25 protein-coding genes are annotated in these 25,188 nt (G+C 58.3%); 13 read left to right on the forward strand and 12 right to left on the reverse strand.

The window, feature by feature from the left end:
* The first annotated feature begins 6 nt into the window (after positions 1-6).
* The 6 genes from IB250_RS09860 to IB250_RS09885 are packed head-to-tail and all read left to right on the forward strand — an operon-like array spanning position 7 to position 5,616.
* Entirely contained in the window at positions 7-486 is a 480-nt protein-coding gene (locus IB250_RS09860) for a TadE/TadG family type IV pilus assembly protein (protein ID WP_192343963.1), read from the forward strand.
* Positions 486-980: a TadE family protein gene (locus IB250_RS09865; RefSeq protein ID WP_192343964.1), complete on the forward strand. Its 495-nt coding sequence runs from the start codon at positions 486-488 to the stop codon at positions 978-980. The genes IB250_RS09860 and IB250_RS09865 overlap by 1 nt, the downstream gene beginning before the upstream one ends.
* Entirely contained in the window at positions 974-2,194 is a 1,221-nt protein-coding gene (locus tag IB250_RS09870) for an AAA family ATPase (RefSeq protein WP_192343965.1), read from the forward strand. The genes IB250_RS09865 and IB250_RS09870 overlap by 7 nt, the downstream gene beginning before the upstream one ends.
* Before the next feature lie 3 nt (positions 2,195-2,197).
* Positions 2,198-3,640, forward strand: coding sequence for a CpaF family protein (locus tag IB250_RS09875; RefSeq protein ID WP_192343966.1), 1,443 nt, complete (start codon positions 2,198-2,200; stop codon positions 3,638-3,640).
* Complete coding sequence (locus IB250_RS09880; protein WP_192343967.1) at positions 3,637-4,623, forward strand: type II secretion system F family protein; 987 nt, start codon at positions 3,637-3,639, stop codon at positions 4,621-4,623. Before IB250_RS09875 ends, IB250_RS09880 begins: the two co-directional genes overlap by 4 nt.
* A 30-nt stretch (positions 4,624-4,653) precedes the next feature.
* Complete coding sequence (locus IB250_RS09885) at positions 4,654-5,616, forward strand: type II secretion system F family protein (protein WP_192343968.1); 963 nt, start codon at positions 4,654-4,656, stop codon at positions 5,614-5,616.
* A gap of 513 nt (positions 5,617-6,129) precedes the next feature.
* On the opposite strand, the gene IB250_RS09890 is transcribed toward IB250_RS09885, so the two are convergent.
* From IB250_RS09890 to IB250_RS09915, 6 genes are all read right to left on the reverse strand, one after another.
* Positions 6,130-6,402: a DUF3613 domain-containing protein gene (locus IB250_RS09890; RefSeq protein WP_192343969.1), complete on the reverse strand. Its 273-nt coding sequence runs from the start codon at positions 6,400-6,402 to the stop codon at positions 6,130-6,132.
* Positions 6,403-6,420: 18 nt separating this feature from the next.
* A complete protein-coding gene (locus IB250_RS09895) occupies positions 6,421-7,131 on the reverse strand; it encodes a tetratricopeptide repeat protein (protein WP_192343970.1) in 711 nt (236 codons plus the stop codon).
* Between the two features lie 113 nt (positions 7,132-7,244).
* Complete coding sequence (locus IB250_RS09900; protein ID WP_192343971.1) at positions 7,245-8,474, reverse strand: type II and III secretion system protein family protein; 1,230 nt, start codon at positions 8,472-8,474, stop codon at positions 7,245-7,247.
* A gap of 752 nt (positions 8,475-9,226) precedes the next feature.
* Positions 9,227-9,769, reverse strand: coding sequence for a hypothetical protein (locus IB250_RS09905; protein ID WP_192343972.1), 543 nt, complete (start codon positions 9,767-9,769; stop codon positions 9,227-9,229).
* An 82-nt stretch (positions 9,770-9,851) separates the two neighbouring features.
* Positions 9,852-10,655, reverse strand: a complete 804-nt coding sequence (locus tag IB250_RS09910; RefSeq protein ID WP_192343973.1) for a putative hydro-lyase — start codon at positions 10,653-10,655, stop codon at positions 9,852-9,854.
* A gap of 91 nt (positions 10,656-10,746) precedes the next feature.
* Positions 10,747-11,694: a LysR family transcriptional regulator gene (locus tag IB250_RS09915; RefSeq protein ID WP_192343974.1), complete on the reverse strand. Its 948-nt coding sequence runs from the start codon at positions 11,692-11,694 to the stop codon at positions 10,747-10,749.
* A 276-nt stretch (positions 11,695-11,970) separates the two neighbouring features.
* Here IB250_RS09915 and IB250_RS09920 point away from each other — a divergent pair, with 276 nt between their 5' ends.
* Both IB250_RS09920 and IB250_RS09925 read left to right on the forward strand, forming a co-directional pair.
* Positions 11,971-13,254, forward strand: a complete 1,284-nt coding sequence (locus IB250_RS09920) for an MFS transporter (RefSeq protein WP_185022051.1) — start codon at positions 11,971-11,973, stop codon at positions 13,252-13,254.
* A gap of 119 nt (positions 13,255-13,373) precedes the next feature.
* Positions 13,374-14,615, forward strand: a complete 1,242-nt coding sequence (locus tag IB250_RS09925) for an OprD family porin (RefSeq protein ID WP_192343975.1) — start codon at positions 13,374-13,376, stop codon at positions 14,613-14,615.
* 62 nt (positions 14,616-14,677) lie between these two features.
* Here the strand turns inward: IB250_RS09925 and IB250_RS09930 are convergent, their stop codons facing one another.
* The 3 genes from IB250_RS09930 to IB250_RS09940 all read right to left on the reverse strand — a co-directional run bounded on the left by IB250_RS09930 (position 14,678) and on the right by IB250_RS09940 (position 16,807).
* On the reverse strand, positions 14,678-15,316 hold the full coding sequence (locus IB250_RS09930) for a LysE family translocator (RefSeq protein ID WP_192343976.1): 639 nt from the start codon (positions 15,314-15,316) through the stop codon (positions 14,678-14,680).
* A 1-nt stretch (position 15,317) separates the two neighbouring features.
* Positions 15,318-16,088, reverse strand: coding sequence for a 2OG-Fe(II) oxygenase (locus IB250_RS09935; RefSeq protein WP_008070203.1), 771 nt, complete (start codon positions 16,086-16,088; stop codon positions 15,318-15,320).
* 92 nt (positions 16,089-16,180) lie between these two features.
* Positions 16,181-16,807 (reverse strand): alanyl-tRNA editing protein, encoded by a 627-nt coding sequence (locus IB250_RS09940; RefSeq protein WP_192343977.1) that lies wholly within the window; start codon positions 16,805-16,807, stop codon positions 16,181-16,183.
* A gap of 90 nt (positions 16,808-16,897) precedes the next feature.
* Between IB250_RS09940 and IB250_RS09945 the strand changes: the two genes are divergently transcribed.
* On the forward strand, positions 16,898-17,896 hold the full coding sequence (locus IB250_RS09945) for a LysR family transcriptional regulator (protein WP_192343978.1): 999 nt from the start codon (positions 16,898-16,900) through the stop codon (positions 17,894-17,896).
* 194 nt (positions 17,897-18,090) lie between these two features.
* Here the strand turns inward: IB250_RS09945 and IB250_RS09950 are convergent, their stop codons facing one another.
* Complete coding sequence (locus tag IB250_RS09950; RefSeq protein WP_007905217.1) at positions 18,091-18,498, reverse strand: PA2817 family protein; 408 nt, start codon at positions 18,496-18,498, stop codon at positions 18,091-18,093.
* 100 nt (positions 18,499-18,598) lie between these two features.
* On the reverse strand, positions 18,599-21,046 hold the full coding sequence (locus tag IB250_RS09955; protein ID WP_192343979.1) for an acyl-CoA dehydrogenase: 2,448 nt from the start codon (positions 21,044-21,046) through the stop codon (positions 18,599-18,601).
* A gap of 248 nt (positions 21,047-21,294) precedes the next feature.
* On the opposite strand from IB250_RS09955, the gene IB250_RS09960 reads away from it, so the two are divergent.
* The 4 genes from IB250_RS09960 to IB250_RS09975 all read left to right on the forward strand — a co-directional run bounded on the left by IB250_RS09960 (position 21,295) and on the right by IB250_RS09975 (position 24,462).
* Positions 21,295-21,954, forward strand: a complete 660-nt coding sequence (locus IB250_RS09960) for a transglutaminase-like domain-containing protein (protein WP_192343980.1) — start codon at positions 21,295-21,297, stop codon at positions 21,952-21,954.
* 43 nt (positions 21,955-21,997) lie between these two features.
* On the forward strand, positions 21,998-22,621 hold the full coding sequence (locus IB250_RS09965; RefSeq protein ID WP_192343981.1) for a glutathione S-transferase family protein: 624 nt from the start codon (positions 21,998-22,000) through the stop codon (positions 22,619-22,621).
* 132 nt (positions 22,622-22,753) lie between these two features.
* Positions 22,754-23,686: an ABC transporter ATP-binding protein gene (locus IB250_RS09970; protein ID WP_123494600.1), complete on the forward strand. Its 933-nt coding sequence runs from the start codon at positions 22,754-22,756 to the stop codon at positions 23,684-23,686.
* On the forward strand, positions 23,683-24,462 hold the full coding sequence (locus IB250_RS09975; protein ID WP_007905224.1) for an ABC transporter permease: 780 nt from the start codon (positions 23,683-23,685) through the stop codon (positions 24,460-24,462). Before IB250_RS09970 ends, IB250_RS09975 begins: the two co-directional genes overlap by 4 nt.
* A 166-nt stretch (positions 24,463-24,628) precedes the next feature.
* Here the strand turns inward: IB250_RS09975 and IB250_RS09980 are convergent, their stop codons facing one another.
* Positions 24,629-25,144, reverse strand: a complete 516-nt coding sequence (locus IB250_RS09980; RefSeq protein WP_192343982.1) for a DUF2062 domain-containing protein — start codon at positions 25,142-25,144, stop codon at positions 24,629-24,631.
* Positions 25,145-25,188 lie beyond the last annotated feature (44 nt).

Consider the following 25,188-nt stretch of genomic DNA (forward strand, 5'->3'; position numbering starts at 1 on the left):
GGCGTCATGAGACATCACACTTTTAAACGACCGCAGGCACAGCAAGGCGTGGCCTTGGTGGAGTTCACCCTGGTGTTGCCGCTGTTGCTCCTGTTGTTGCTGAGCCTGGGCGAGTTCGGCCGCATGCTTTACCAGTACAACGTACTGCTACAGGCCAGCCGTGATGCCGACCGTTTCGTCGCCAGCCAGGCCTGGAACTCGACACTGGGCATTATCACGTTGAGCAGCGCGCTCCAGACCCAGACAAAAAATGTAGCGGTGTATGGCGTACCCAGCCAGACCGGCACCCCTGTGGTGTCTGGGCTGACGACCGCGAACGTAGTGGTCGCTGCAGAGGGCGCCAACCATGTTCGAGTCACCATCACCTATAACTTCTGCCCGGTGATTGGCAGTGGCAATTGTAATGGAGCGATTCCGGGGTTCTTCGGTAATCCGATTGCGCTGAGTATTCCGCTGGTCGCCACCACTGTCATGAGGGCTTTGTGATGAATCGCAAACGCATGCACGGCACCTATGTCGTGGAATTCGCCATCATCGGTATGCTCGTATTCACGCTGTTGTTCGCCGTGCTGGAAATGGGCCGACTGTACTTCACCGTCAATGCACTGGATGAAGCCGCTCGCCGTGGTGCACGCCTGGCGGCAGTGTGCAACATCAGCGATCCAGTCGTTTTGCGACGGGCGATCTTCAATGCCGCGACCGACGCCGGTACCAGCCAGCTGATCACCGACTTGACCACCAGCAACCTGACGCTGACCTACCTGGACGAAAACGGCGCCTTGGTGACCAACCCCGCCGACACGAGTGGGACCAACGGTTTTCGTGCCATCCGCTATGTCCAGCTGAGCCTGCAAAACTTCGTTTTCAATCTGTTCATTCCCGGGTTCGGCGTGCCCATTACCTTGCCCACATTCAGGGCAACCTTGCCACGCGAAAGCCTTGGGCGTCATTCCGATTCCGGGGAGATCACACCATGCTGAATACCAAGGAAACTCCAGTCTCCAGCTCGACCGGCAAAGCCGGGCTGCGGTTGCTGATCAGCAGCCGCGATGCCACCTCTTTGCGCGACCTGCAGAGTGTCTGCCAGCGCATGCCTTGCCTTGAGGTGAGCACTCGCCTGGTGAGCAATGGCCATGTCGACCCGCTCTACGGTCTGGACCGGATGCCCGATCTGTTGCTGTTGCGCGTCAGCCACCTGTGGCGCGAGGAACTGGCGGCGTTATTGCAACATCCAGCCCATGAGCGTCCGCCGATGTTGGTGTGCGGCCTGCTGAGCGAACAGGAAGCCATGCGCCTGGCGATGCAGGCTGGCGCCCGGGATGTGTTGCCAGAGCCCATCGCCGAAACAGAACTGGTCGCCGCCTTGAATCGTCTGGTCACGGAGGTCCGGACCGGCAGTGGTGCAGAAGGGAAGCTGATCGCCGTGATGAGCGCCAAGGGCGGTTCCGGTGGAACCCTGGTGGCCTGCAACCTGGCTCAGCAGCTCAGTGCCAAGGGCGGCAGCACGCTGTTGCTGGACATGGACCTTCAATTTGGCAGCGTCACGCATTATCTGGATGTGGCGCAGACACACAGCCATCTGGAGGTGCTGCATCAGATCGACGGCATGGACAGCGTCGCGCTACGCGGTTTTTGCAGTCACTTCAGCCCAACATTGCATGTACTGGGTGGTCGGGCCGGTGAGTTGTGTCTGCCGCAAGATGCCCAACCCGAGCAGCTTGATGCCCTGTTGAAACTGGCCCGCGCCAGCTACGACTGGGTGGTGATCGACCTGCCGCGGCAAATCGACCACCTCACCGGCTCCGTGTTGGAACAGGTGGACCGGGTGTACGTGGTGGTGCAGCAGAGCGTCAGTCATCTACGGGATGCCAGCTCCCTGGTGCGAATTCTTCGCGATGACCTGGGTGTGCGCGGCGATCAATTGCAGATCGTGGTCAACCGCTTTGACAAGTCGGCAGCGATTAGCCTCAAAGACATCGGTGAGGCGCTGCGCTGCACCAATCTGTCGAAATTACCCAACGACTTCAACCTGGTCAGCCAGAGTCAGAACACTGGCGTGCCGTTGGGGCTGCATGCGCCGAGAGCAGCGATTACTACCGCTCTGCGCGACATGACCGAGGACCTGGTCGGTCAACAGGTGGCCGGGAACAAAGGCTTACTCAAACGCGCCTTCAACCGTTTTTTCGGGGGATGACCCATGATCAGCGACTTTCGTAACCGCTTGCGCAAACAGTCCGGTAAACCCGCCGCTTCGTCGGCTACTCAGCTGGGCGACGACCTGCTGGACCCGGCAGAGGAATTAATGGCGTGGGAACGTGCGGCGCCGGACGTTCTTTACGAAACCAGAAGCCAGGTTACCCCGGTGGAAGCCGAGTGGCGGGAAAAGATCTACCAGCAGTTGCTCAAGGTCATGGACCTGTCCTTGCTGGACTCCCTTGAACAGGCCGAGGCCACGCGGCAGATTCGCGACATTTGCCAGCGCTTGCTCGATGAGCATTCGGCGCCGGTGAGTTCTGTCAGCCGCCAATTGATCATCAAGCAAATCACTGACGAAGTGCTTGGCTTGGGTCCCCTGGAACCGTTGCTGGCCGATCACAGCGTGTCCGACATTCTGGTCAACGGCCATGCCTCGGTCTATGTCGAACGCTTCGGCAAACTGCAACGGACCGATGTGCGCTTTCGCGATGATCAGCATTTGCTGAACATCATCGACCGCATCGTCTCCAGCCTGGGTCGTCGTATCGACGAGTCCTCACCGTTGGTGGACGCCCGGCTCAAGGACGGTTCGCGGGTTAACGCGATTATTCCGCCGCTGGCCATCGACGGCCCGAGCATGTCGATTCGCCGCTTTGCGGTGGACCTGCTCAATACCGACAGCCTGATCTCGGTGGGGACGTTGACCCCGGCCATTGCCCTGCTACTCAAGGCGATTGTGCGCGGACGCTTGAACGTGCTGATTTCCGGCGGTACCGGCAGCGGCAAGACCACCATGCTCAATGTGCTGTCCAGTTTTATCCCGCAAAACGAGCGGATCGTCACCATTGAAGACTCGGCCGAACTGCAACTGCAGCAGCCCCATGTGGTGCGCCTGGAAACCCGCCCTTGCAACATTGAGGGACGAGGCGAGGTGAGTCAGCGGGAGTTGGTGCGCAACAGTTTGCGGATGCGCCCGGACCGCATTGTGATCGGCGAAGTGCGCGGCGCTGAAGCGCTGGACATGCTCACCGCGATGAACACCGGTCACGACGGCTCGCTGACCACCATCCACGCCAACACTGCACGTGATGCGTTGGGACGAATCGAGAACATGGTGTCGATGACCGGTGCGACCTTCCCGATCAAAGCCATGCGTCAGCAGATCGCTTCGGCCATCGATGTGGTGATTCAGCTGGAGCGTCAGGAAGACGGCAAGCGCCGACTGGTCAGCGTGCAGGAGATCAACGGCATGGAAGGCGAGATCATCACCATGACCGAAATTTTCTCCTTTGCGCGTCAAGGCATGGGCGAGAACGGCGAAGTGCTTGGCGATTATCGCCCCAGCGGCATGATCCCGGCCTTCCGCGATGTGCTGGCCAAGCGCGGCATCGAATTGCCGCTGACGATGTTCAGGCCTGAATGGATGGAGGCACGACAGTCATGAACAATATTCCTGGTGAATTCATTCTGATGTTCCTCGCCATGGTGTTTATCGCCGTGTTTCTTCTTTCCCAGGGCGTGGTGGTGCCGGTGTTCGGCGAGGCCGGCAAGATGCGCAAGCGCATCCGCGGCCGCTTGCATGTGATGGAGAAGGCCAACAATCTGCCCAACATGCAGACGGTATTGCGGCAGAAATACCTGACGCGTTTGTCACCACTGGAGGCCATGCTCGAGCAGTTGCCTTTTATGGCGAGCCTGACCCAGATGATCGAGCAGGCCGGCCATGAATATCGCGCTTATCGGGTGATAGTCCTCGGGCTGTTCCTGGGCGTCTGTGCGGGTATCTCGATCTGGATGATCTCGTCGGTCTGGTGGATGGCGCCGCTGGCGGCGTTCGGGGCGTTCTGGGTACCCCTGCTGAAAATCTCTCGTGACCGGGGCAAACGTTTCGCTGAGTTTGAGGAAGGTCTGCCGGATGCACTGGATGCCATGTGCCGTGCTCTGCGCGCCGGGCACCCGTTCAACGAAACCCTGCGCCTGGTCGCCGAAGAGCACAAAGGGCCGGTTGCACATGAGTTCGGCCTGACCTTCGCCGATATCAACTATGGCAACGATGTACGCCGGGCCATGCTCGGCCTGCTGGAGCGCATGCCAAGCATGACAGTGATGATGCTGGTGACCTCGATCCTCATCCATCGCGAGACCGGCGGCAATCTGACAGAAGTGCTGGAACGTTTGAGCCGGCTGATCCGCGGGCGTTACCGCTTTCAGCGCAAGATCAAGACCCTGTCGGCCGAAGGGCGGATGTCGGCCTGGATACTGGTGGCCATTCCCTTCGTGCTGGCGATTGCGATCATCGTTACAAGCCCCACTTACTTGCCTGTGCTGCTCAACGATCCCTTAGGCCACAAGCTGATCATCGGGGCTTTCTGCGCCATGTTGATCGGGATCTTCTGGATAAAAAAAATCATCCGGATTCAGGTTTAAGCGGTAGTCGCTACCGGGAGGTATAGGATCATGGACTTTTTACTCGGTTTGTTCAGTCGGGTCACGGGGAACGAAGAGCTGGCGCGCATATTGTTTATTAGCGTGGTCGGTTTTAGTGCGGTGCTTGCGGCTTCTGCTGTGATGTTGCTGATGTTGGGCCTTCAAGACCCGGTGCAGCGTCGCCTGGCGTTGATCAAGCGTGGTCATTTAGGCAATACGACCGGGCAGGACGCTCCAGGCAATCTGCAACTGTTGCTGGAGCGGGTCGGTCAGCGCTTTGCCTCGAGCGAATCGGCTCAGGCATCTGCCACCCAGACCCTGTTGACGCACGCGGGGTACCGTTCTGCTTCGGCGGTGCAGATGTACTGGGCGGTGCGTTTGATGTTACCGCTGTTGCTGGTCGGCGTTGCATTGCTGCTATTACCTTTGATTCCCAAGGTTTCGCTGACCATTGGCCTGCTGTTGGTGGTCATGGCGGCGGGTATCGGATGGCTGCTGCCGGCCCTGTATGTCGGCAAGCGCAAGCAGGCGCGTCAAAACCGGCTGCGCGCCGCGTTTCCGGATGCACTGGACCTGATGGTGGTGTGCGTGGAGTCGGGCCTGGCCCTGCCCACGACCATCGAGCGGGTGGCTGAAGAAATGTCGGTCAGTCAGGTTGAGCTGGCTGAAGAGCTGGCCCTGGTCAATGCGCAAATCCGCGCGGGCATTTCCAGTACCGAGGCGCTCAAGCAACTGGCCGTGCGCACCGGTCTTGATGACGTACAAGGGTTGGTCAGTCTGTTGGCGCAGAGTATTCGCTTCGGTACCAGCGTGGCCGATACCCTGCGCATCTATGCCGATGAGTTCCGTGACCGGCGTACGCAGGCTGCCGAAGAGGCAGGGGCGAAAATCGGCACCAAGCTGATATTTCCGCTGATCTTCTGCCTGTGGCCGAGCTTCTTCCTGGTCGCCATCGGCCCGGCCTTGATCGGAGTAATGAAAGCATTTGGTTGAAATAACGGACGGAGGCTGTCGAGTACGATGGCCTTGCCACTCAAGCCTGATCTGCAATTTCCTTCCATAGGTCCACATCCCTGTAGGAGCTGTCGCAGGCTTCGATCTTTTGATTTTTCTGGCAGGCAATTCGTTGTCCAGGCCTCTGAATCAAAAGATCGCAGCCTGCGACAGCTCCTACAGGGATTTGCGCATATCTGTTCATCACGACTGGGCGCTGATTGTCGCGATACGCTCGGTGACAGGCTGATCAAGGCGCAAGTAATGGGTTACCAGACACATCCTCCTGGAACACCGAGCGGGCAGGAGCTGGCGAAGCCTGCAATCTTTTGATTTTGATGGCCGAGGGATTGCTGAAGAGCAACGATCGCAGCCTTCGGCAGCTCCTACGGGAGAATCCGGGCAGGATTGGAAAATGTGGATATCAATACTTTTCTGCATACGTCATTAAGCCCGGCTTGCAGCCAGGCTTACTCTGGACGATGCCAGAGGCTGATCACCCATTGACGTATTTCAGTTGCTGCTGCTGGCGGCGTCGCCGCCTACATCCTGGTCAAAAAACTCCGGAATCGGGTAGTTGAAGCTGTTCAGCCAACGCTGCATGGCCAGGTCGCGTTCGGTGGCCGAAGCGGTTTGCAGTTTGGGTGAAGCAACTATCCCGCGAATCTGTAGCTGCATCCACTGCTCGGTGCCTTTTTGCTCCTTCGAAGAGGGGCCTGGTTCAAAAGCCCAGGCACTGGTGGACAGGCAAGCCATGCACACGATCAACAGCCTCTTGGTATTCATCTCGACTCCTCGTACGTTTTACTTGGTCGCACTGGATGAGGCATCGGCTACCTCAGTTCTGCGATTCCCCTCGGAAGCCACCGCTTTTTTAGCAGAAGCCTTGAGTTTTTCCGCGCGGGTTTGAGCCTCTGCGACTTGCTGAGGGCTTAAGCTGGCGCGGGTCACGAGTTCGGAAGCTGCCTTCCAGTTATCCTGATAGATCAGCAGCGTCACCATATTGATTGCCGCCAGTGAATTGGACTGTTTGAGCTCCATGGCGGTCATGAACTCAAAGCGTGCTTCAGGGATCCGTCGCTGATTGAGGTAGACCACCCCCAGGTCATTGCGCATCCTTTCGTCGGTGGGGGCCATCTTCACCGCACGCTCAAGGTGAGTGGTAGCGTTGGCGTAATCATTTTTGGCCGCGGCCAACTGGCCCAAGCCATGTTCCCCGTCGGCGGCCAGACAGGTGCCGAGCAAGCTTTGATACAACGGCCCCGCCTCGTTACGCCCCATCAAGCGCAGCACCCGAGCCTTGCGCAGGCGAACCTGAACCAGGTTGTCGGGCAAACCTTCAAGATTTGCCAGGCTGGCATACAAACGGCCTTCGCTGACCATGTTGTCGGCCAGGCTCAGGGCCAACTCTTGATCCGAAGCGGGCTTGGCACATTCAGACGGTCGCGAAGACAGGCCATTGCTGGCACAACCTGTGAGCATTATTGTCGCCGCTATTGCAATGACTGCTTTCATCGAGTGTCCTCTGGCTACAACACGTTGAACGCCTGGCCAATGGCAATAAAGCTGGCTTGGCAAGCGTTCAAGATCACCGTTACGAGTGAGGGCGAGGCAAGTCTGATTCAGGCTCATTGCGAGAGCCCGGAGCGACTGTCGAAATCGCCATTTTCGAGGAAGAACATACGATAGAAGTTCGGGTCGTAATTGCGCAGTTGTTCGCCAGGCAATGACGGTAGTTGTGCATTGGCAGCCAGTGGCTGGACCAGATGCGGAGTCACGATCATCAGCAGTTCACGCTCTTCACGGTTGATGCTGTTGTCGCGGAAGAACGCGCCCAGAATCGGGATATCGCCCAACCCTGGAAACTTGTTCACCTGGGAACTGTTGCGGGTGCTGATCAGGCCGCTGATGACGAAGCTTTCGCCGTCCGCCAGGGAGATGCTGGTGTCGGTACGTCGAATGGTCAGTGCCGGAACGATGGTGCCGGCGATGCTTACGGCGTTGGTGAAGTCCAGTTCGCTGACTTCCGGCGCCACCTTCAGCGCGATACGGTTTTTCCCGATGATGGTCGGGGTCAGGGTCAGGCGAATACCGAATTCCTTGTACTCGATAGACACGTTATCGCTGCCTGAACTGGGTACCGGAATCGGCACTTCACCACCGGCCAGGAAGCTCGCACTCTGCCCGCTGAGCGCTACCAGGCTTGGCCGTGCCAGGGTGTAGGCGAAACCGCTGCCTTCCAGTGCGTTGATTGACACTAGAGTATCGCTGGACGCAAAAGCGAAGTTGAACATGCCGTTGTTCACCGGCACCGACGGCGTGACAATGCCGCCGATGGTGGGCAAGGTTCTCGGTGAGCCGAACAGGAAGTTGCCTTGGCGGCCAAAAATCGAGGCATTGGCTTCCTTGAGTTTGGTCCGGCTGACTTCAACGAAGCGGATGTCAGTTTGCACCTGGATCGGCAACAGCGGGTCTTCGGAAGGCACTGTCGAGACGCTGGTGAGCGCCGCGGTGGCCTTGCCCTTGACGAACACCATGCTTTGGCGCGGCGTTGCCGAACAGGCAGTCCAGACCATCAGGCTGGTGGTCCCCGGCGCCATACCGGTGAGCAAGAAAGCATTGGGGTTGTTGCCGCTGGGTTGCACGTCGGCGATTTTAGGATCGCCGACTGCCAGCTGTGTCACCGGGACGGGGACGCGCAGTTCATTCTGAAGCCCCTGACCGACCTCAAACGTTGTCGGCATATTATCCAGTTGCGAACAATTGGCCGGCGCGGCCTGAGCCGCATTCACGCTGAGGCCCGTCCAGAACAGACCATGGATAATTCGCTTGAAAGCGGGCACGGTACGATAGCTCATTAAGTGCATCCTCGCTGAATAGCCATCTTTGAGGCAAAACCAGGTTGCCTCGGATCACTACAAGGGGCCTTGGTCGGCCCTCTACCCCGCCAGACCCCTGACTAATGGCCCCGGCAACATTCTTTGGTGCTACATGCAAGCAGCTGCAATACGCTGTTCTGACTGAACGGCGAGCGACCTTCGCTATAACGGTTTTTAGTGATCCAGATGCCTGGGCTGTCAACCCGAACGATATGCGCAGGCTCGACAGCAGCTAAAGACGGCACTTTGCGCCGACCTGACTCCCCTAAAAAGCAACCGGCAATTAACGCACTGAGCCGGAAAACGCTTGTCAGGATCATAGTGAGGTAACTCCTTTTGCCAATCCGCTATCTGATCGCTGAACCTAACGTGGCATTTCGAACCGTTATGTTTTCTTCTTGTTTGAAAGGTAGTTCAACCAAGGCAAAGCGCCATGCTTCGAACGAAAACTTTCGATACAGATGTTGGTTTTTTTTCTGAAAAGCACGGTCAGGCCACGCAATCATTGGTATTGCGCCGGATGCTGATGGAATAAGGGGTGCTTTACGGTCCTGCGAGTTTTTCTTTGGGTTTTGCGCTGCATATTTCACAAAAACGCCACTCATTGAGTGGCGTTTTCAGACGTGCCGGTTTGTACTTTTCGGATGCTGACCAATCGTAACAATGGCATCTGGCGGGATATGACAAGGAAGCTGAATATGACAGATTGTGTAGTTCTACACCTGCGAAGTTCAGGTTGGCGTATTGGCCGTAAGGTACTGGATCACCTCTTCAAGCATGTCTATATCAGGAGCATCACTCACTAACGCTTGCGAACTGCACCATGGGTAATCCAGATGCGATACCCACTCCATGATGCAGTGCAGATCAGTCGCTGGCAGGGTTTTCATGTGCTCAATGGTGATAGTGAGCCTCTCGACAAGCCCCGACTCGGGGCTGAACTGCCACTCATACAGACCGCAACCGACTCGAACTTCGCCGCCGCTCTTGTCGGACATGCCGACCAGCCATTTGCACTGGAATGTTTTGGCCTGCGGTTCAGGTGGACGTCCCAGGCAAAAGGTATAGACGTTTTCGAAAGTCTGGCCGAATCGCCTGACGAGCACATCGCCGATAGATCCGAGGCCTTCAACGTGGGGTGGAAACGAGATAGATCCGGTGTGCACGACCATGTCCAGGATCGCGTCTGGCGCAAAAGCCTGGGGTAACAAATGTGGGCGGTTACCGTCCTTGGCTTTTATGTACTGTTGAATCGATTGTTGAGCAGTGTTCATTGTTTGTCCGTGGCATCCATATCAGGTTGAAAACAGGCCAATCCAAGGCTCACGTTACTATTCCACGCGAGCCCGCACTCATTTACAAAGCGCTATTCAAAACATCCGTTACCAGCATGCAGCCGGGGGCGTGGGTGATGCACAGCGGCGGACGCGAAGTTTGCACCACCGATTGCGGGGTCACACCGCAGGCCCAGAATACCGGGATTTCGTCGGCTTCGACTGGCACGGCATCGCCGTAGTCCGGGCTGCTTAGTGAATCGATGCCGATCAGCGCCGGATCACCGATGTGTACGGGCGCGCCGTGGACGTTGGGCATGCGTGCGGTGATCTGGATCGCCTGGATCGCCGCGGCGGCCTGCATCGGGCGCATGCTCACCACCAGCTTGCCGCTCAGGCGCGCGGTAGGGCGGGTGTCTATGTTCGTCCGGTACATGGCGACATTGCGCCCCAGATCGATGTGCCTGAGGGCGATGCCGGCATCCAGCAGCGGTTGTTCGAAGGAGAACGAGCAACCGATGGCGAAGGCCACCAGATCGTCCTGCCACAAATGCTCGATATCCGACGGTTCTTCGCTCAGTTCGCCATGCCGATAGACCCTGTATCGGGACACCTCGTGGCGGATATCAATGGCTGTGCCGAGATTGCGAAAATACGGATCACCCGGTTCGGTAACGTCGAGCACCGGGCAAGCCTGCCGATTGAGCGTGCAATACCGGAGAAACTCGTTAGCCCAATCATTGGGTAGAATCACGAGATTGGCTTGCACCCGACCTTGGGCCAAGCCGCTGGTGTGGCCCTGATATTGTCCGGCAGCGATGCATTGGCGCAGGGCCAGTGGAACGCTGTGCCTCAGTTGTTCGAAAGACAGAGTGGGTTGGCTCATCACGGCATCTCTTCAGGTTCGATGACCCTTTTTAGAAAACCATGACGATGCCGTCCAACCAGGAATGTTGTTACCCCCCGACAACTAAAAGTTATTCAAGAGTCCGTCGGCTGTTGAGACCGGGTGCCGGAACCATTCGAAGCGGGCCGACATCCGCAGCGTATTGGGAGACCACCTGGCGGCTCATGTCGACGATGCTCTCGATCAACTCCAGGCCGACGCCGGCGCGCCACGAAGCCACGACATCCAGTTGCGGCAAGCGAGTGCCCGGTTCCAGCTGAATCAGCTCGCCGCTGGCCAAGGGCTTGGCCACCAGCGCGGCCGGCAAGGCGCCAATACCGAATCCGTCACGAATCAGCCGGGTCATGGCCGACACCGAGTTGACGCAACTGACGCGTGGCGTGCTGATGCCGTGGGCGTGCAGCAGGTTGAGTACATCCTGATGCGGCCGGGAGTTTTTAACGAAGGTGATGATGCGCTCACTGGCCATTTCGGCCAGTGAGGCATAGGGGCGGGCATAGATTGAGTTACTGGCGGCGATCCAGTGCATGGGATAGTGCGCCAGTTCGAGGTTGCGCACACTTTCGTGGCGGATCAGGTCCGTCTGGAACACGATGTCCAGATAGCCCTTTTGCAGCTGATCGCACAGATTACGCGCGGCGTCGGCCGTGATCTCGATCTCCACGGCGGGGAAGGTCTGCATCAAGGTCGACATCAACGGGCTGAGCCAAGTGTGGATCACCGTATCCATCACACCGATGCGCACCAGGCCCTGTTGCGGGTTGGTGTTATCCAGTGAGTGTTTCAATGCTCGCTGAACCTCGAGCATCTGCTCGGCGTAGTCGAGCACCTTGAGGCCTTCCAGCGTTAGCGATACCCCGCGCGAATCGCGCACGAACAAACGCAGGCCCAACTCTTCTTCCAGCGAGGCAATCCGGCTGGAGATAGCCGCCTGAGTGCTGAACATTTTCTCTGCGGTAAGGCTGAAGCTTTGCAGGCGTGCGACCCAGACGAAGGTTTCGAGAAATTTGAGGTTCATGGCAGTTCTCGTGGTGGGGCGTTCACTGTTTTTCCACAGAGAACCGTGGTGGGGGTGCAGTAATTGTTACTCCAGAGTTCGTCGCCGGGGGTATCAAATTTTCTTATGCATAACCTCGTTTTTTTCCCGTTTGACGCAGTTTGGCCTTGGCGCGAAGAATCCGCTCCACGACGCAGCCACTGCGTCTGCCCCCCCACGACAACGCCTTCACAAAAAAATAATGAGGCGTGTCCGTCATCTTCGCTTGCTGCCGCAGGAACTCCCATGGAAAAGACCATGACTGACCACGTGCTTTCAGGTTCGGGCCGCACCGGCCCGTTCAGTTGGTACGGCCCCCTGTCGAAAAATGAAAAGCGTACCTTCTGGAGTTGCAAGATCGGCTATGCCCTGGATGGCATGGACACACAGATGCTCAGTTTCGTCATTCCGACCCTGATCGCCACTTGGGGCATCTCCAAGGGCGATGCCGGGATGATTGGCACTTGTACGCTGCTGGCCTCGGCAGCGGGTGGCTGGATCGCCGGAATACTGTCCGACCGCATCGGTCGGGTGCGCACCTTGCAACTGACGGTGCTGTGGTTCGCCTTCTTCACTTTCCTCTGCGGACTGGCACAGAACTACGAGCAACTGCTGGTGGCCCGGACTTTGATGGGCTTTGGCTTCGGTGGTGAATGGACAGCGGGTGCGGTGCTGATTGGCGAGGTGATTCGTTCCAAGGATCGCGGCAAGGCAGTGGGCATGGTGCAGGCCGGATGGGCGCTGGGGTGGGGGCTGACGGCATTGCTCTATGCCGGATTATTCAGCTTTCTGCCACCAGAAGAGGCCTGGCGGGCGCTGTTCATGATCGGGTTGGTGCCAGCGCTATTCGTATTGGTGATCCGCCGACTGGTCAAGGAGTCGGACACCTTCGAGCAGGCCTGCATTGAGCGCAAGGCCAAGCCTGAAAAGGATTCGCGTTGGGCCTTCTTCGAAATTTTCGCGCCTCGGATGCTCAGTACCACCTTGCGCGCTTCGTTGTTGACCACTGGTGCGCTGGGCGGTTATTACGCGATCACCACCTGGTTGCCGACCTACCTGAAAACCGAGCGCGGCCTGAGCGTGCTCGGCACTGGCGGCTATCTGGCGATGGTGATCGTCGGTTCCTACATTGGCTATGTGACCAGTGCGTTGCTGACCGATGCCATCGGCCGAAAGAAGAACTTCATCCTGTTTGCCGTCGGCTCCATGGCGATCGTTCTGGCTTACACCCAACTGCCCATCGACAACACCTGGATGCTCTGGCTGGGCTTTCCATTGGGTTTTTTTGCCTCGGGCATTTTTGCCGGCATGGGCGCTTTTCTGACCGAGTTGTTTCCGACCCGCATGCGCGGTTCGGGCCAGGGCTTTTGCTATAACGCCGGGCGTTCCATTGCGGCGCTGTTTCCATTGTTCATCGGTGCGCTGAGCGAAACGTTGCCGATTGGTACGGGGATCGGAATCTTCGCTGCCGGTGCCTATGGCGTGGTGATTCTGGCCGCGTTAAGCCTGCCGGAAACCCGCGGTCGCCAACTCGAATCCTGAACCCCGACACGTCTGGGCCATTGTGCCCAGACGTCGCTGATCCATTGCTAATCGACAAACATCGGCCGCGATCGCAACGCCCCCGAGAGGGCTCGCTCGCGTCCGTAACAGGAGCAGGCATGAACTATTTGCTTTCCACCCAACGGTTGTACCTCCCGGTCGGCACATTGCTCGGGTTGAGCTTGCTCGGCGCACCGGCCGCTCAGGCGGATTTCATTACCGACAGTAAAGGCAGCCTGGAAGCACGCAACTTTTACTTCAATCGCGATTTCCGCCAGGACGGCTCGCGAGACAAAGCCGAGGAATGGGCACAGGGTTTTCTGTTGCGGATGGAGTCCGGGTATACCGCTGGCACGCTGGGGTTTGGTCTGGATGCACTGGGCATGGCCGGTTTTAAACTGGACTCCGGCGGCGGCACGGCGGGCACCAATCTGTTGCCGCCGGATTTGTCGGGCGGCTCGCAGGATCGCTATGGCGAGTTGGGCCTGACCGCCAAAGTGCGTTTGTCCAAGAGCACCCTGAAGCTGGGGACGTTGCAGATCAAGGATCCGGTGGTGAACTCCAACGACACTCGCCTGTTGCCGTCAACTTTCAAAGGCGGCCTGGTCAATGTGCAGGAAATAGACCGTTTGAAGCTCACCGCCGGTCAACTCACGCAGATAAATTTTGTCGATTCCACTGACTACCAGGACATGACTGCCAATCGCATCGGCGGGCAAAGCGACAAGTTCCAGTTCGCCGGGGCTGACTATCAATTCCTGCCGAACCTGACAGCGCAGTACCGCTACGGCAAGCTGGAAAATATCTACCAGCAAAACTACCTCGGATTGGTGCACCTGCTGGATCTGGGGGCCGGTCAGTCGCTCAAGAGCGACGTGCGCTATGCGCGCAGTATTGAAGATGGCAACTTTCGTGACCTCGACAACCAGGCTCTCGGTGCGATGTTTACTTACAGTCGCGGCGGTCACGCGCTGGGCTTCGGCTACCAGCGCATGAGCGGCGATGATCCGTTTCCGTACATCGGCCGCAGCGATCCGTACCTGGTCAACTTCGTGCAGATCAATGACTTCGCCAACGTTGACGAACACTCCTGGCAAACGCGCTACGACTATAACTTCGCCGCATTGGGTGTGCCGGGGTTGAGCTTTATGACCCGCTATATCTCGGGGGATAACGTGCAGCGCAGTGCTGCGGGTGAAGGCAAGGAATGGGAGCGCGACACCGATATCGCTTACGTGGTGCAGGACGGTACGTTGAAAGGCTTGGGCTTTAAATGGCGCAACGCGTCGGTGCGTTCGAACTTTGGCAATGATCTGGATGAGAATCGCTTGATCGTCAGCTATACCCTGGCGCTTTGGTAAGTGTCTGGGTTATCGAGGAAATGATATCGACGGCCCGCCAGTCAGACTGGCGGGCGGTTTTGTTACATCGACAGAATCAACCGGCCAGCGAACAGAATCAGGATCACCCCCATGGTTCGTTCGAACCAGTGCCCCATGCGCATGAACAGCAGTCGCACCCGGGCGCTGGAAAAAAACAGCGCCACGATCACGAACCACAAGGCATTCACGAAACACATCCATAGCCCGTACAGCGCCTGAATCTGCAGCGGTGTCGTGGCGCTGATGATCGTGGTGAAGATCGCCAGGAAAAACAGCGTGGCCTTGGGATTAGTGGCGTTGGTCAGAAACCCCGTGCTGAAGGCCTTGAACAAGGTCTGCCGTTCAGTTGACGCGTCTGCATCCTTGTCGCCTTCAATCGCTGATTTGGGTTTGCTGCGTATCAGGCTCACGCCGAGGTACAAAATGTAGGCCCCCCCCACAACCTTGGCCACCGTCAACAACCAGGGCGTGGTATGCATCAGCGCGCCGACGCCGAGCAAGGTGTAAAGCACATGCACGGAAATGCCCGCGCCGATGCCCAGCGCCGTGCAAATCCCCACTAAACGGCCGAAACGCACACTTTGGCGGATGGTCACGGCAAAATCCGGTCCGGGGGCGACCACGGCCAGAAAGTGGATGGTTGCCAGCGCCAGAAACTCGCCCAGGTAATTCGAAAACATCTCAGCTCCAGAAAGTCAGGGGTGAAGCATTGCCGCGATAGCCGACAAAGAAGGAAAGGCTCAATCGCGGATCGTCCACCCCCGGGGTCACCGAGTGCATGCAGCGCGAATTGAACATGATGAAATCACCCGGCTCAGGACGAATCTCCAGGGTCGGAGGGCCGAGCAAAGCCGGGTCGATGCCGTAACTGTCGCCACGCATTTCATCGAACTGGTCCGGAGAAATGTCGTGGTCCCACATCTGCAACGCGCCGCCCTCGGTCGGCATGTTCAGGTAGACGTTGCAGGCGAACTGCGCTTCCAGGCTTCTGGCCTGGAAGCTGTCCGGGGCGTCCTTGGCGAAAATGTCGTGATGGGCGAGGAAGCACACCCCGGGCTTAACGACCCGGGACAGGCCCACATACATCTTGCGGCCATAGAGATTTTCCAGATGCGCCCCCGCCGGCCAAGACTCGTCGAGCATGCAGCGCAACGTGTCGACAGGAGAGGAGTAGGGCGCACAACGGCTGCGCAATTCGGCGATATTGCTGGTGGCGCGCTCGAAATAGTCCTCGATCAGCAGCGGCTGGTTTTCCGCTTCATAAAACGCCATGCCAATGCGGCCGATACTCGGCGCGTTGATGTAGCCTTCGAAGCCGGGGGCGAGGATCTTGTCGCCGATCTGGATCGCCAGCGGCCCAGGCAACAAGCCCTTGACGCGGATGGCGAGGACTTCTTCGTTGGCCAGTTTTTGTATGCACGTCTCATCGAGACGCTCGACGTCAAGCATCATGTCTTTAGGTCCATCTATCGATAGTCAACAGAGCCCGCGAATGCAGGCTCCCCCGGCGTCAGGCGATGACGGGGCCGACATCGCCCAAATGTTCAGTCCACGCTGTAGTGGACTGACAGCGTTCCCTTTTTCTGTGAAAGGGAAGCGATCGTGACCGTGCCCAAATCCTTCAGGCTCCGTACATGGGTGCCGCCGCAACCGTAGGCGGGCAGTTCACCGAAACCGATTTCCCGGGCGCCTTCGCGCAACGACGTCAAGCGCGGCAGGTCATGGGCGATCCATTGCGTGACGCCGTGTTGAATCGTCTGGGCATCGACTTCCTGCGCGCTATCACCCGGTTTGAACTGAACGCGTCCTTCATCGGGCCAGTGATGAGCCTTGATCGGCATCCAGCCCATTGCCTGGACGAAGTGACCGATCAGGTGACCCGCCGAATGCATGCGCGTGTTGAACCGGCGTCGTTGCTCGTCAACCCGAATCTGGGTCATGCCGAGTTTTACCGGGTGGTCGACAAAATGGATGATCCGGTCCGGATCCTGAACCACGCGCAGCACCTGGCTTTCGCCGATCCAGCCGGTATCCCAGGGTTGCCCGCCGCCTTGAGGATGAAACAGTGTGGCCCGCAACACCACAGCGAATTCGTTCTCCTGGGGTGTGCATTCCAGGACTTCCACGTTGGCCTTGAGCTCATCACTATGGAAGAAGAGGCGAAGCGTCATATTCCATGCTCTTATTAAAGTTTCTATTTTTATTATATGAACCGTGGAATTGCGTGATAATCCGTTCAATCATCAAAGGACTGTTGCGCTGTGAGCATAAATCTTCCCCTGACGTTGCTCGGTGAAATGGCGATTTTCGTCAAGGTTGTCGAGACTGGCAGTTTCTCCGAAGCGGCACGCCAACTAGGTTCTTCACCCTCGGCGGTAAGTCGCAGCATTTCGCGGCTGGAGAAGGCACTCGCCACGCGGCTGCTGCAGCGAACCACGCGCAAGCTGCGCCTGAGTGACGGTGGCGAAGAGGTGTTCAAGCGTTGCCAGGAGATGGTCAGCGCGGCGAAGTCGGTGATGGAAATCAGCGGTCAGTTCACCCATGAAGCGGAAGGGCTGGTGCGTGTCAGCGTGCCCAAGGCTGTCGGGCGATTCGTGATTCATCCGCACATGCCCGAATTCCTGCGGCGCTATCCCAAAGTGAATGTGGAGTTGTTGCTCGAGGACCGTCAGATGGATTTGATCGACGACAACGTCGATCTGGCGATCCGTATTACCGACCGCCCGCCCGCGGGGCTGGTGGGGCGGCAGTTGTTGACCATCGATCATTTACTCTGTGCAACGCCACAGTACCTGGCCGAACACGGCACCCCGACTCATCCCCATGATTTGCTCAACCACAGCTGTATCTATCTGGGCGAAACCCCGAGCGATGCGCGCTGGAAATTCAAGAAAGGCAGCAAAGCCGTGACCGTCGGCGTGCGCGGCCGTTATGCCGCCAATCACACGGGGGTGCGGCTGGGCGCGGTATTGCAACACATCGGAATCGGCAGCCTGCCGTACTTCACCGCCCGTTATGCGCTGGAACAAGGGCTGATCGTTCAGGTTCTGCCAGACTGGACTTTTCTGGCGTCCTACCACGGAGGCGCCTGGCTGCTGCATTCGCCCACCCGCTATCTACCGCCCAAGTTACGGGTGCTTATCGATTATCTGGTGGAGTGCCTGGAGAAGGAGCCGACCTTGAGCCGGCCGGGCAAACCGGGTGCATTGGGCAAGGTCGCGGCAGAGTATGAGTTGCCCGAAAGTGATGGGCTGCTTTGACGGGCCTCTTCGCGAGCAAGCCCGCTCCCACAGTGGACTTCTGTCGTACACAGAATCTGTGTCCACTGAAGATCAAATGTGGGAGCGGGCTTGCTCGCGAAGACGGCAGCCCAAACACCACATCACTCGGCAATGCCAAAAAAAAAGGCCCGCATGAATAACCATGCGGGCCTTTGCATTTGCTGACAGTGGAATCAGTGCTTGCTGTCCTGGTTCGACATCGCCAGCAGCTGTTTTTCCTGATTCCAGTCGAACGGTTCGTCGTTCTGTTCGGCTTCGAAGCGACGTTCTTCAAGGGCCTGGTACAGGTCGATTTCATCATCGGGCATGTAATGCAGGCAGTCGCCGGCGAAATACCACAGCAGGTCGCGCGGGACCAGGTGGGCGATTTGCGGATAACGAGTGATCACCTGACACAGAATGTCCTGGCCCAGGTATTGGCTTTCGATCGGGTCGACCGGCAGCAATGCACGCAGTTCGTCGAAGCGCTCCAGGAACAAGGCATGGCTTTCTTCGGGAACCTGTTCGGCCTCACCTACGGCGACCAGGATGCTGCGCAGGTGGTCGAGCAAGACGAGATGATCGGCAACGACGTTGGACACGAGATAAGTCCTCAAGAGCAAAACGGGCGCGGGAGTATAAAGCTCCTGCGCCCCTTTTCACATATTAAAGAACCCCATGCAAGACACAGGGTCCGCCGGATCAGCGGACCTTGCCTTTGGCCAATACCAGCTCCTTTGGGTCGAAATCATCGACATCGATCACCTTGCGTCGCGCCACTTCTGCCTCGCGCAAGGTCTGGGCTTCAAGCGGTTGCAAGACGCCAGCCTCCAGGGCGGCATCAATGGGAGACTCTCCGACAGTGGGTTTGACCTGGCGACTTTTCAGTGCCGTATTGAGTTTTTTCTGTAGCGGCTTGGCGGCGTTCAACAAGTCGCAGGCGTGCTGCAGGGCGCCGACCGAATCTTCTGGTGATTGCGGGCGATAGCAGCCGCCCAGCAACTCCTCAAGCGTTGGATCGCCCTTGGGACGGCCGATGACGGCTGCGACATTGGCCGCCAGTCTGTCCGACGGGCCTCTGTGACGACGACCGAACGGGAACACCATCACCCGCAGCAGGCATCCGAGTACCTTGTTCGGGAAGTTGGTCAGCAGTTCGTCCAGCGCACGTTCGGACTGACCGAGGCTCTCTTCCATGGCCCAGGCGAACAGCGGATGCATATGCTCCGGCGAATCGAGATCGTGATAACGCTTGAGTGCGCCGGAGGCCAGATACAGGTAGCTGAGTACATCGCCCAGACGTGCGGACAGCCGTTCGCGACGTTTCAAATCACCGCCCAGCAGCATCATGCTCAGGTCTGCAAGCAAGGCAAAGGCCGCGGCCTGACGGTTGAGGGCGCGGAAATAGCCTTGGCTGAGCCTGTCCCCGGGCATGTGTTCGAAATGCCCGAGGCCGAGGTTCAGCACCAGCGTGCTGGCGGCGTTGCACACGGCAAAACCAATGTGGTCGAGCAGCAGTGCATCGAACTCGATCAGTGCCTGTTGTTTGTCTTCGCGATGGGCGAGGGCCATTTCCTTGAGCACGAACGGATGGCAGCGAATAGCGCCCTGGCCGAAGATCATCAAACTGCGTGTCAGGATGTTCGCACCTTCAACCGTGACGGAAATGGGCGCACCTTGCCAGCCACGCGCCAGGTAGTTGTTCGGGCCCATGATGATGGCCCTGCCGCCGTGAACATCCATGGCGTGGCTGATGCATTCGCGGCCGCGTTCAGAGAGGTGGTATTTGATAATGGCCGAAGGTACCGACGGTTTTTCGCCGAGGTCGACCGCGTTGGCGGTGAGCATCCGTGCGCTGTCCATCAGCCAGGTACTGCCGCCGATCCGCGCCAGTGCTTCCTGAATCCCTTCGAAGGCTGACAGCGGTGCGTTGAATTGTTCGCGAACCTGCGCGTATTGGCCTGTCACCAGACTGGTGAACTTGCCCGCAGCAGTACCGATGGCAGGCAGCGAAATGGAACGCCCGACCGACAGGCAGTTCATCAGCATCATCCAGCCTTCGCCGAGCATCTCCTGACCGCCGATGATGAATTCCAGCGGTACGAACACGTCCTTGCCGGAGTTCGGGCCGTTCATGAACGAGGCGCCCAGCGGCAGGTGACGGCGACCGATTTCTACACCGGGGGTCTGGGTTGGAATCAAGGCGAGGCTGATCCCCAGGTCGACTTTGTCGCCCAGCAGATGGTCCGGGTCATAGGCCTTGAAGGCCAGGCCGATCAAGGTCGCAACCGGGCCGAGGGTGATGTAGCGTTTTTCCCAGTTCAGACGCAGGCCGAGGGTTTCCTTGCCCTCCCATTCACCTTTGCAGATGACCCCGGTGTCGGTCATCCCGCCGACGTTGGAGCCCGCCATCGGGCCGGTCAGGGCAAAGCAGGGGATATCTTCGCCACGGGCCAGCCGTGGCAGGTAATGATTGCGTTGTTCGTCGGTGCCGTAATGCAGCAGCAGCTCCGCAGGTCCCAGGGAGTTGGGCACCATGACGGTCGACGCCAGGTCGCCGCTGCGGGTGGCCAGTTTCATCGCCACTTGGGAGTGGGCATAGGCCGAGAAGCCTTTGCCACCGTACTCTTTGGGGATGATCAGGGCAAAAAAGCCATGTTGTTTAATGTGATCCCAAGCCTTGGGCGGCAGATCCAGCAACTGGCCGATCTGCCAATCGCTGACCATGGCGCAGAGCTCTTCGGTCGGGCCATCGATGAACGCTTGTTCCTCTTCGCTCAGTTGCGCTTTTGGATAAGCCAGCAGCTTGTTCCAGTCCGGGCGCCCGCTGAACAGCTCGCCGTCCCACCAGACCGTGCCCGCTTCAATGGCTTCACGTTCGGTTTGCGACATCGGCGGCAGGTTTTTTTGAAACCAGCCGAATATCGGCGTCGTGAAGAGTTTTCGGCGCAGGTCCGGCAGCAACAGGAAAGCGGTCACGACCGCGAGCATTACCCAGAAAATCAGCATGAGCCAGACGGGGGCATGGCTGAAGATGCCCATCGCCAGCAGATAGGCCGCAATGATGCCCAAGGCGGGCAGAGGCGCGGTGCGGCGATGTGCCAGGTAGGCAATCCCGACCACCAGAACCAGTATCCACAACAGCAACATATTCAATTCTCCATGAAGCCAGGGGCAAAACCACTTTCAGAGCTTAGACGGCATCCATAAAAGTGGGGGGCCAGCGCATGAGTCTGAGCGTGTAGGAAGCAACGGCTGAAATTCGTCAGTTATTTCGAGGGCGGACGGTTAAGCGCTGTTATCGACAGCGCGGCAAACGCTGATATTTGGCCGAAACGTCGTTATCTCTGTGCTGAAGGTGTCGCTAGACTCGTGGCTTCCCCCTGGAGATTGTTGCCATGCATGCGTATCTGAGCCCCGGCCGCTTCATCGACAGTGACCACCCCTCGGTGGTGGCGTTCGCCGAAAAACACCGTGGCACCGGGCGCGATCCGCTCGAGCAGGCGATCAATCTCTATTACGCGGTGCGCGAGGCCGTACGCTACAACCCTTACACCTTCAGCCGCGATCCAGAAACCTTGCGCGGCAGCTATGCGCTGGCGGCGGGGGAGAGTTATTGCGTGCCCAAAGCCACGCTGCTCGCCGGTGCAGCCCGGCATTGCGGGATCCCGGCGCGTATCGGTCTGGCAGATGTGCGTAATCATCTGTCGACGCCGCGTCTGCTCGAACTGCTCAAAAGCGATGTATTCGCCATGCACGGCTACACCGAGTTGTATCTGAACGATCGTTGGGTCAAAGCCACGCCGGCTTTCAATCAACAACTCTGCGAACTGTTCAATGTCGCGCCGCTGGAGTTCGACGGGATCAATGACAGTGTGTTCCACCCCTTCAATCGTGACGGCGCGCAGCTGATGGAGTACCTGATCGATCACGGCCAGTTCACCGATGTGCCTGAAGCGTTCTTTTTCGAACACCTGGAAAAGTGCTATCCGCATCTGTTTGGCGAGCAGCTGCCGGTGCTGCTGGGGGACATGCAGAGCGATTTGAGTCGCGCCTGATCCGGCGTATGCTGCCTGCGCATTCATCCAAAAAGGGGCGGTCATGCTGAAGATCTGGGGTCGGAAAAATTCGTCGAATGTCAGGAAGCCGTTGTGGGCGGCCGAAGAACTGGGCCTGGCCTATGAAGCCATCGATGCCGGCGGCGCCTTTGGTGTAGTCGACACGCCTGAGTACCGCGCGATGAATCCCAACGGCCGCGTGCCGGTGATCGAAGACGACGGTTTTGTGCTGTGGGAATCCAACACCATCGTCCGTTACCTGATGGCCCGTCATGCCAGCGGTACTGCCTGGTATCCGACAGACCTGCAAGCCCGAGCCTCTGCCGAAAAGTGGATGGACTGGACCACCTCAAGTTTTGCCGCCCCGTTCCGCACGGTGTTCTGGGGCGTGTTGCGCACCCCGGAAGACCAGCAGGACTGGCCGGCCATCAAGGCTGCAATCAAGGAGTGCGACGGTCTGCTGTCGATGGCCGATCAAGCGCTGGCGGCCAAACCGTATCTGTCGGGCGATGAGATCGGCATGGGCGACATTCCCCTGGGCAGTTTCATTTATGCCTGGTTCGAGATGCCGATCGAGCGCGCGCCGCAGCCTCATCTCCAAGCCTGGTATGCGCGATTGAAACAGCGTCCGGCCTATCAGAAGGCGGTCATGACCGCGTTGACTTAATACTCACTATCGACACGCTTGACTGTACTTGTGCGGCAGCGACAAGCACCATTGCGCTCATGCGCCGCGGTTGCATTGCTCGCCGCTCGCCCTTATTTATTCCTTTCTTCCCTTCTTGGTGCGTAATCCGATATGAGTTCCGCTCTGTCCATCCGGCAGCTAACCAAAACCTACGGCAACGGTTTCCAGGCCTTGAGTGGTATCGATCTGGACGTCGCCGAAGGTGACTTTTTTGCCTTGCTCGGCCCGAACGGTGCCGGCAAATCCACGACCATCGGCATTCTCTCGACCCTGGTGAACAAGACCAGCGGAACGGTGAATATCTTCGGTCACGACCTGGACAAGGAACCGGCGGCGCTCAAGCGCTGCATTGGTGTGGTGCCCCAGGAATTCAACTTCAACCAGTTCGAAAAGACGTTCGACATTGTCGTGACCCAGGCCGGTTACTACGGCATCCCGGCGAAAATCGCCAAGGAGCGCGCCGAGCAGTACCTGACCCAACTGGGCCTGTGGGACAAGCGCGATGTGCCGTCGCGTTCCCTGTCCGGCGGCATGAAGCGCCGACTGATGATCGCCCGTGCGCTGGTTCACGAACCGCGCCTGCTGATCCTCGACGAACCGACGGCGGGGGTGGACATCGAATTGCGTCGCTCGATGTGGACCTTCCTCACCGAACTGAACAAGAAAGGCATCACCATCATCCTCACCACCCACTATCTGGAAGAGGCTGAGCAGTTGTGCCGCAACATCGGCATCATCGACCACGGCACCATTGTCGAGAACACCAGCATGAAGCAGTTGCTCAGCCAGCTGCATGTCGAAACCTTCCTGCTGGATATGAAGAATACGTTGCAAGTGGCCCCGCAGTTGCTCGGCTACCCGGCCAAACTGATCGACAGTCATACCCTGGAAGTCCAGGTCGACAAGGCCATGGGCATTACCGCGCTGTTCACCCAATTGGCGCAGCAGAACATCGAAGTGTTGAGCCTGCGTAACAAAACCAATCGCCTCGAGGAGTTGTTCGTGTCCCTGGTGGAGAAGAATCTGTCGAAGGTGGCGGTATGAGTTCCGAGCTGCAACCCAACCTCGTTGCCCTCAATACCATCGTCTACCGTGAGGTCAAACGCTTCACCCGGATTTGGCCACAGACCCTGCTGCCGCCGGCCATCACCATGGTTCTGTACTTCGTGATCTTCGGCAATCTGATCGGTCGGCAGATCGGCGACATGGGTGGTTTCACCTACATGGAGTACATCGTGCCGGGGCTGATCATGATGTCGGTGATCACCAACTCCTACGGCAACGTGGTGTCGAGTTTCTTTGGCAGCAAGTTCCAGCGTTCCATCGAAGAATTGATGGTGTCGCCGGTGTCGCCCCATACGATTCTGATCGGCTACACCCTGGGCGGCGTGCTGCGCGGGTTGATGGTCGGGATCATCGTGACCCTGCTGTCGTTGTTCTTCACTCAATTGCAGGTGCATCACTTGGGCGTGACCGTTCTGGTGGTGGTGCTGACGGCGACGATTTTCTCGCTGCTGGGTTTCATCAACGCGGTATTTGCGCGCAACTTCGATGATATTTCGATCATCCCGACGTTCGTGCTGACGCCGTTGACGTACCTGGGCGGGGTGTTCTACTCGATCAGTTTGCTGCCACCGTTCTGGCAGACCGTGTCGCTGGCCAACCCGGTGCTGCACATGGTCAATGCGTTCCGTTACGGCATCCTCGGTGTATCGGATATCAAGATCAGCGTGGCGATCACCTTCATGCTGATAGCGACCGTTGTGCTGTATATCGGTTGTGCGCGGTTGCTGGTGAGTGGGCGTGGGATGCGTACCTAAGGAACACCGCGTCGCCTGCTTCGCGAGCAAGCCCGCTCCCACAGGATTGGTGTTGCCCACATATTTTGTGATCAACCGAACCCATGTGGGAGCGGGCTTGCTCGCGAAGGCGTCAGCACAAACACCGCAAAAAAACGGCCTCCACATTGGAGGCCGTTTTGCATTCTTACATCCGGCTACGCTTACGCCGCTTCCACTGCCGACTCACCCACCAGCGCCAATACATCATCACCAGGCAATAAGCGAGGGCACCCAGCACCAACCCCGTCACCACCGAGCCAAGCAAGAACGGTTGCCACAGGCTCGAGAGTTCGCCGCTGATCCATTCCCAGGTCAGCTCATCCGGCAGGCTGCGGGCGGGGACGTCCATCAGCCAGGCGCCGGTCTGGTAAGTGCAAAAGAACACCGCCGGCATGGTGATCGGGTTGGTCAGCCAGACCAGGCTGACAGCAATCGGCATGTTGCCGCGTACCACAATGGCAAGGATGGCCGCCAACAGCATCTGCAACGGAATGGGCAGGAACGCCGCGAACAGACCGACCGCCATGGCCCGCGCGACGGAGTGGCGATTGAGGTGCCAGAGGTTCGGGTCATGCAGCAGGGTGCCGAGAAAGCGTAAGGATTTGTGTTCCCTGATGCTGGTCGGGTCTGGCATGTAACGTTTGAACAAGCGCCGGGGCATAAGGCTTCTCGGTCGGTTAAGGCGGCAAGTATGTCTTGATTCTA

The organism is Pseudomonas sp. PDM09 (genome assembly GCF_014852305.1).
Lineage (GTDB): Bacteria > Pseudomonadota > Gammaproteobacteria > Pseudomonadales > Pseudomonadaceae > Aquipseudomonas.

Excerpts from the sequence above, each read along its gene's own strand:
- IB250_RS09860 (WP_192343963.1), top strand. The coding sequence starts at position 7 with ATGAGACATCACACTTTTAAACGACCGCAGGCACAGCAAGGCGTGGCC.
- IB250_RS09865 (WP_192343964.1), top strand. The coding sequence starts at position 486 with ATGAATCGCAAACGCATGCACGGCACCTATGTCGTGGAATTCGCCATC.
- IB250_RS09870 (WP_192343965.1), top strand. The coding sequence starts at position 974 with ATGCTGAATACCAAGGAAACTCCAGTCTCCAGCTCGACCGGCAAAGCC.
- IB250_RS09875 (WP_192343966.1), top strand. The coding sequence starts at position 2,198 with ATGATCAGCGACTTTCGTAACCGCTTGCGCAAACAGTCCGGTAAACCC.
- IB250_RS09880 (WP_192343967.1), top strand. The coding sequence starts at position 3,637 with ATGAACAATATTCCTGGTGAATTCATTCTGATGTTCCTCGCCATGGTG.
- IB250_RS09885 (WP_192343968.1), top strand. The coding sequence starts at position 4,654 with ATGGACTTTTTACTCGGTTTGTTCAGTCGGGTCACGGGGAACGAAGAG.
- IB250_RS09890 (WP_192343969.1), bottom strand. The coding sequence starts at position 6,402 with ATGAATACCAAGAGGCTGTTGATCGTGTGCATGGCTTGCCTGTCCACC.
- IB250_RS09895 (WP_192343970.1), bottom strand. The coding sequence starts at position 7,131 with ATGAAAGCAGTCATTGCAATAGCGGCGACAATAATGCTCACAGGTTGT.
- IB250_RS09900 (WP_192343971.1), bottom strand. The coding sequence starts at position 8,474 with ATGAGCTATCGTACCGTGCCCGCTTTCAAGCGAATTATCCATGGTCTG.
- IB250_RS09905 (WP_192343972.1), bottom strand. The coding sequence starts at position 9,769 with ATGAACACTGCTCAACAATCGATTCAACAGTACATAAAAGCCAAGGAC.
- IB250_RS09910 (WP_192343973.1), bottom strand. The coding sequence starts at position 10,655 with ATGAGCCAACCCACTCTGTCTTTCGAACAACTGAGGCACAGCGTTCCA.
- IB250_RS09915 (WP_192343974.1), bottom strand. The coding sequence starts at position 11,694 with ATGAACCTCAAATTTCTCGAAACCTTCGTCTGGGTCGCACGCCTGCAA.
- IB250_RS09920 (WP_185022051.1), top strand. The coding sequence starts at position 11,971 with ATGACTGACCACGTGCTTTCAGGTTCGGGCCGCACCGGCCCGTTCAGT.
- IB250_RS09925 (WP_192343975.1), top strand. The coding sequence starts at position 13,374 with ATGAACTATTTGCTTTCCACCCAACGGTTGTACCTCCCGGTCGGCACA.
- IB250_RS09930 (WP_192343976.1), bottom strand. The coding sequence starts at position 15,316 with ATGTTTTCGAATTACCTGGGCGAGTTTCTGGCGCTGGCAACCATCCAC.
- IB250_RS09935 (WP_008070203.1), bottom strand. The coding sequence starts at position 16,088 with ATGATGCTTGACGTCGAGCGTCTCGATGAGACGTGCATACAAAAACTG.
- IB250_RS09940 (WP_192343977.1), bottom strand. The coding sequence starts at position 16,807 with ATGACGCTTCGCCTCTTCTTCCATAGTGATGAGCTCAAGGCCAACGTG.
- IB250_RS09955 (WP_192343979.1), bottom strand. The coding sequence starts at position 21,046 with ATGTTGCTGTTGTGGATACTGGTTCTGGTGGTCGGGATTGCCTACCTG.
- IB250_RS09960 (WP_192343980.1), top strand. The coding sequence starts at position 21,295 with ATGCATGCGTATCTGAGCCCCGGCCGCTTCATCGACAGTGACCACCCC.
- IB250_RS09965 (WP_192343981.1), top strand. The coding sequence starts at position 21,998 with ATGCTGAAGATCTGGGGTCGGAAAAATTCGTCGAATGTCAGGAAGCCG.
- IB250_RS09970 (WP_123494600.1), top strand. The coding sequence starts at position 22,754 with ATGAGTTCCGCTCTGTCCATCCGGCAGCTAACCAAAACCTACGGCAAC.
- IB250_RS09975 (WP_007905224.1), top strand. The coding sequence starts at position 23,683 with ATGAGTTCCGAGCTGCAACCCAACCTCGTTGCCCTCAATACCATCGTC.
- IB250_RS09980 (WP_192343982.1), bottom strand. The coding sequence starts at position 25,144 with ATGCCCCGGCGCTTGTTCAAACGTTACATGCCAGACCCGACCAGCATC.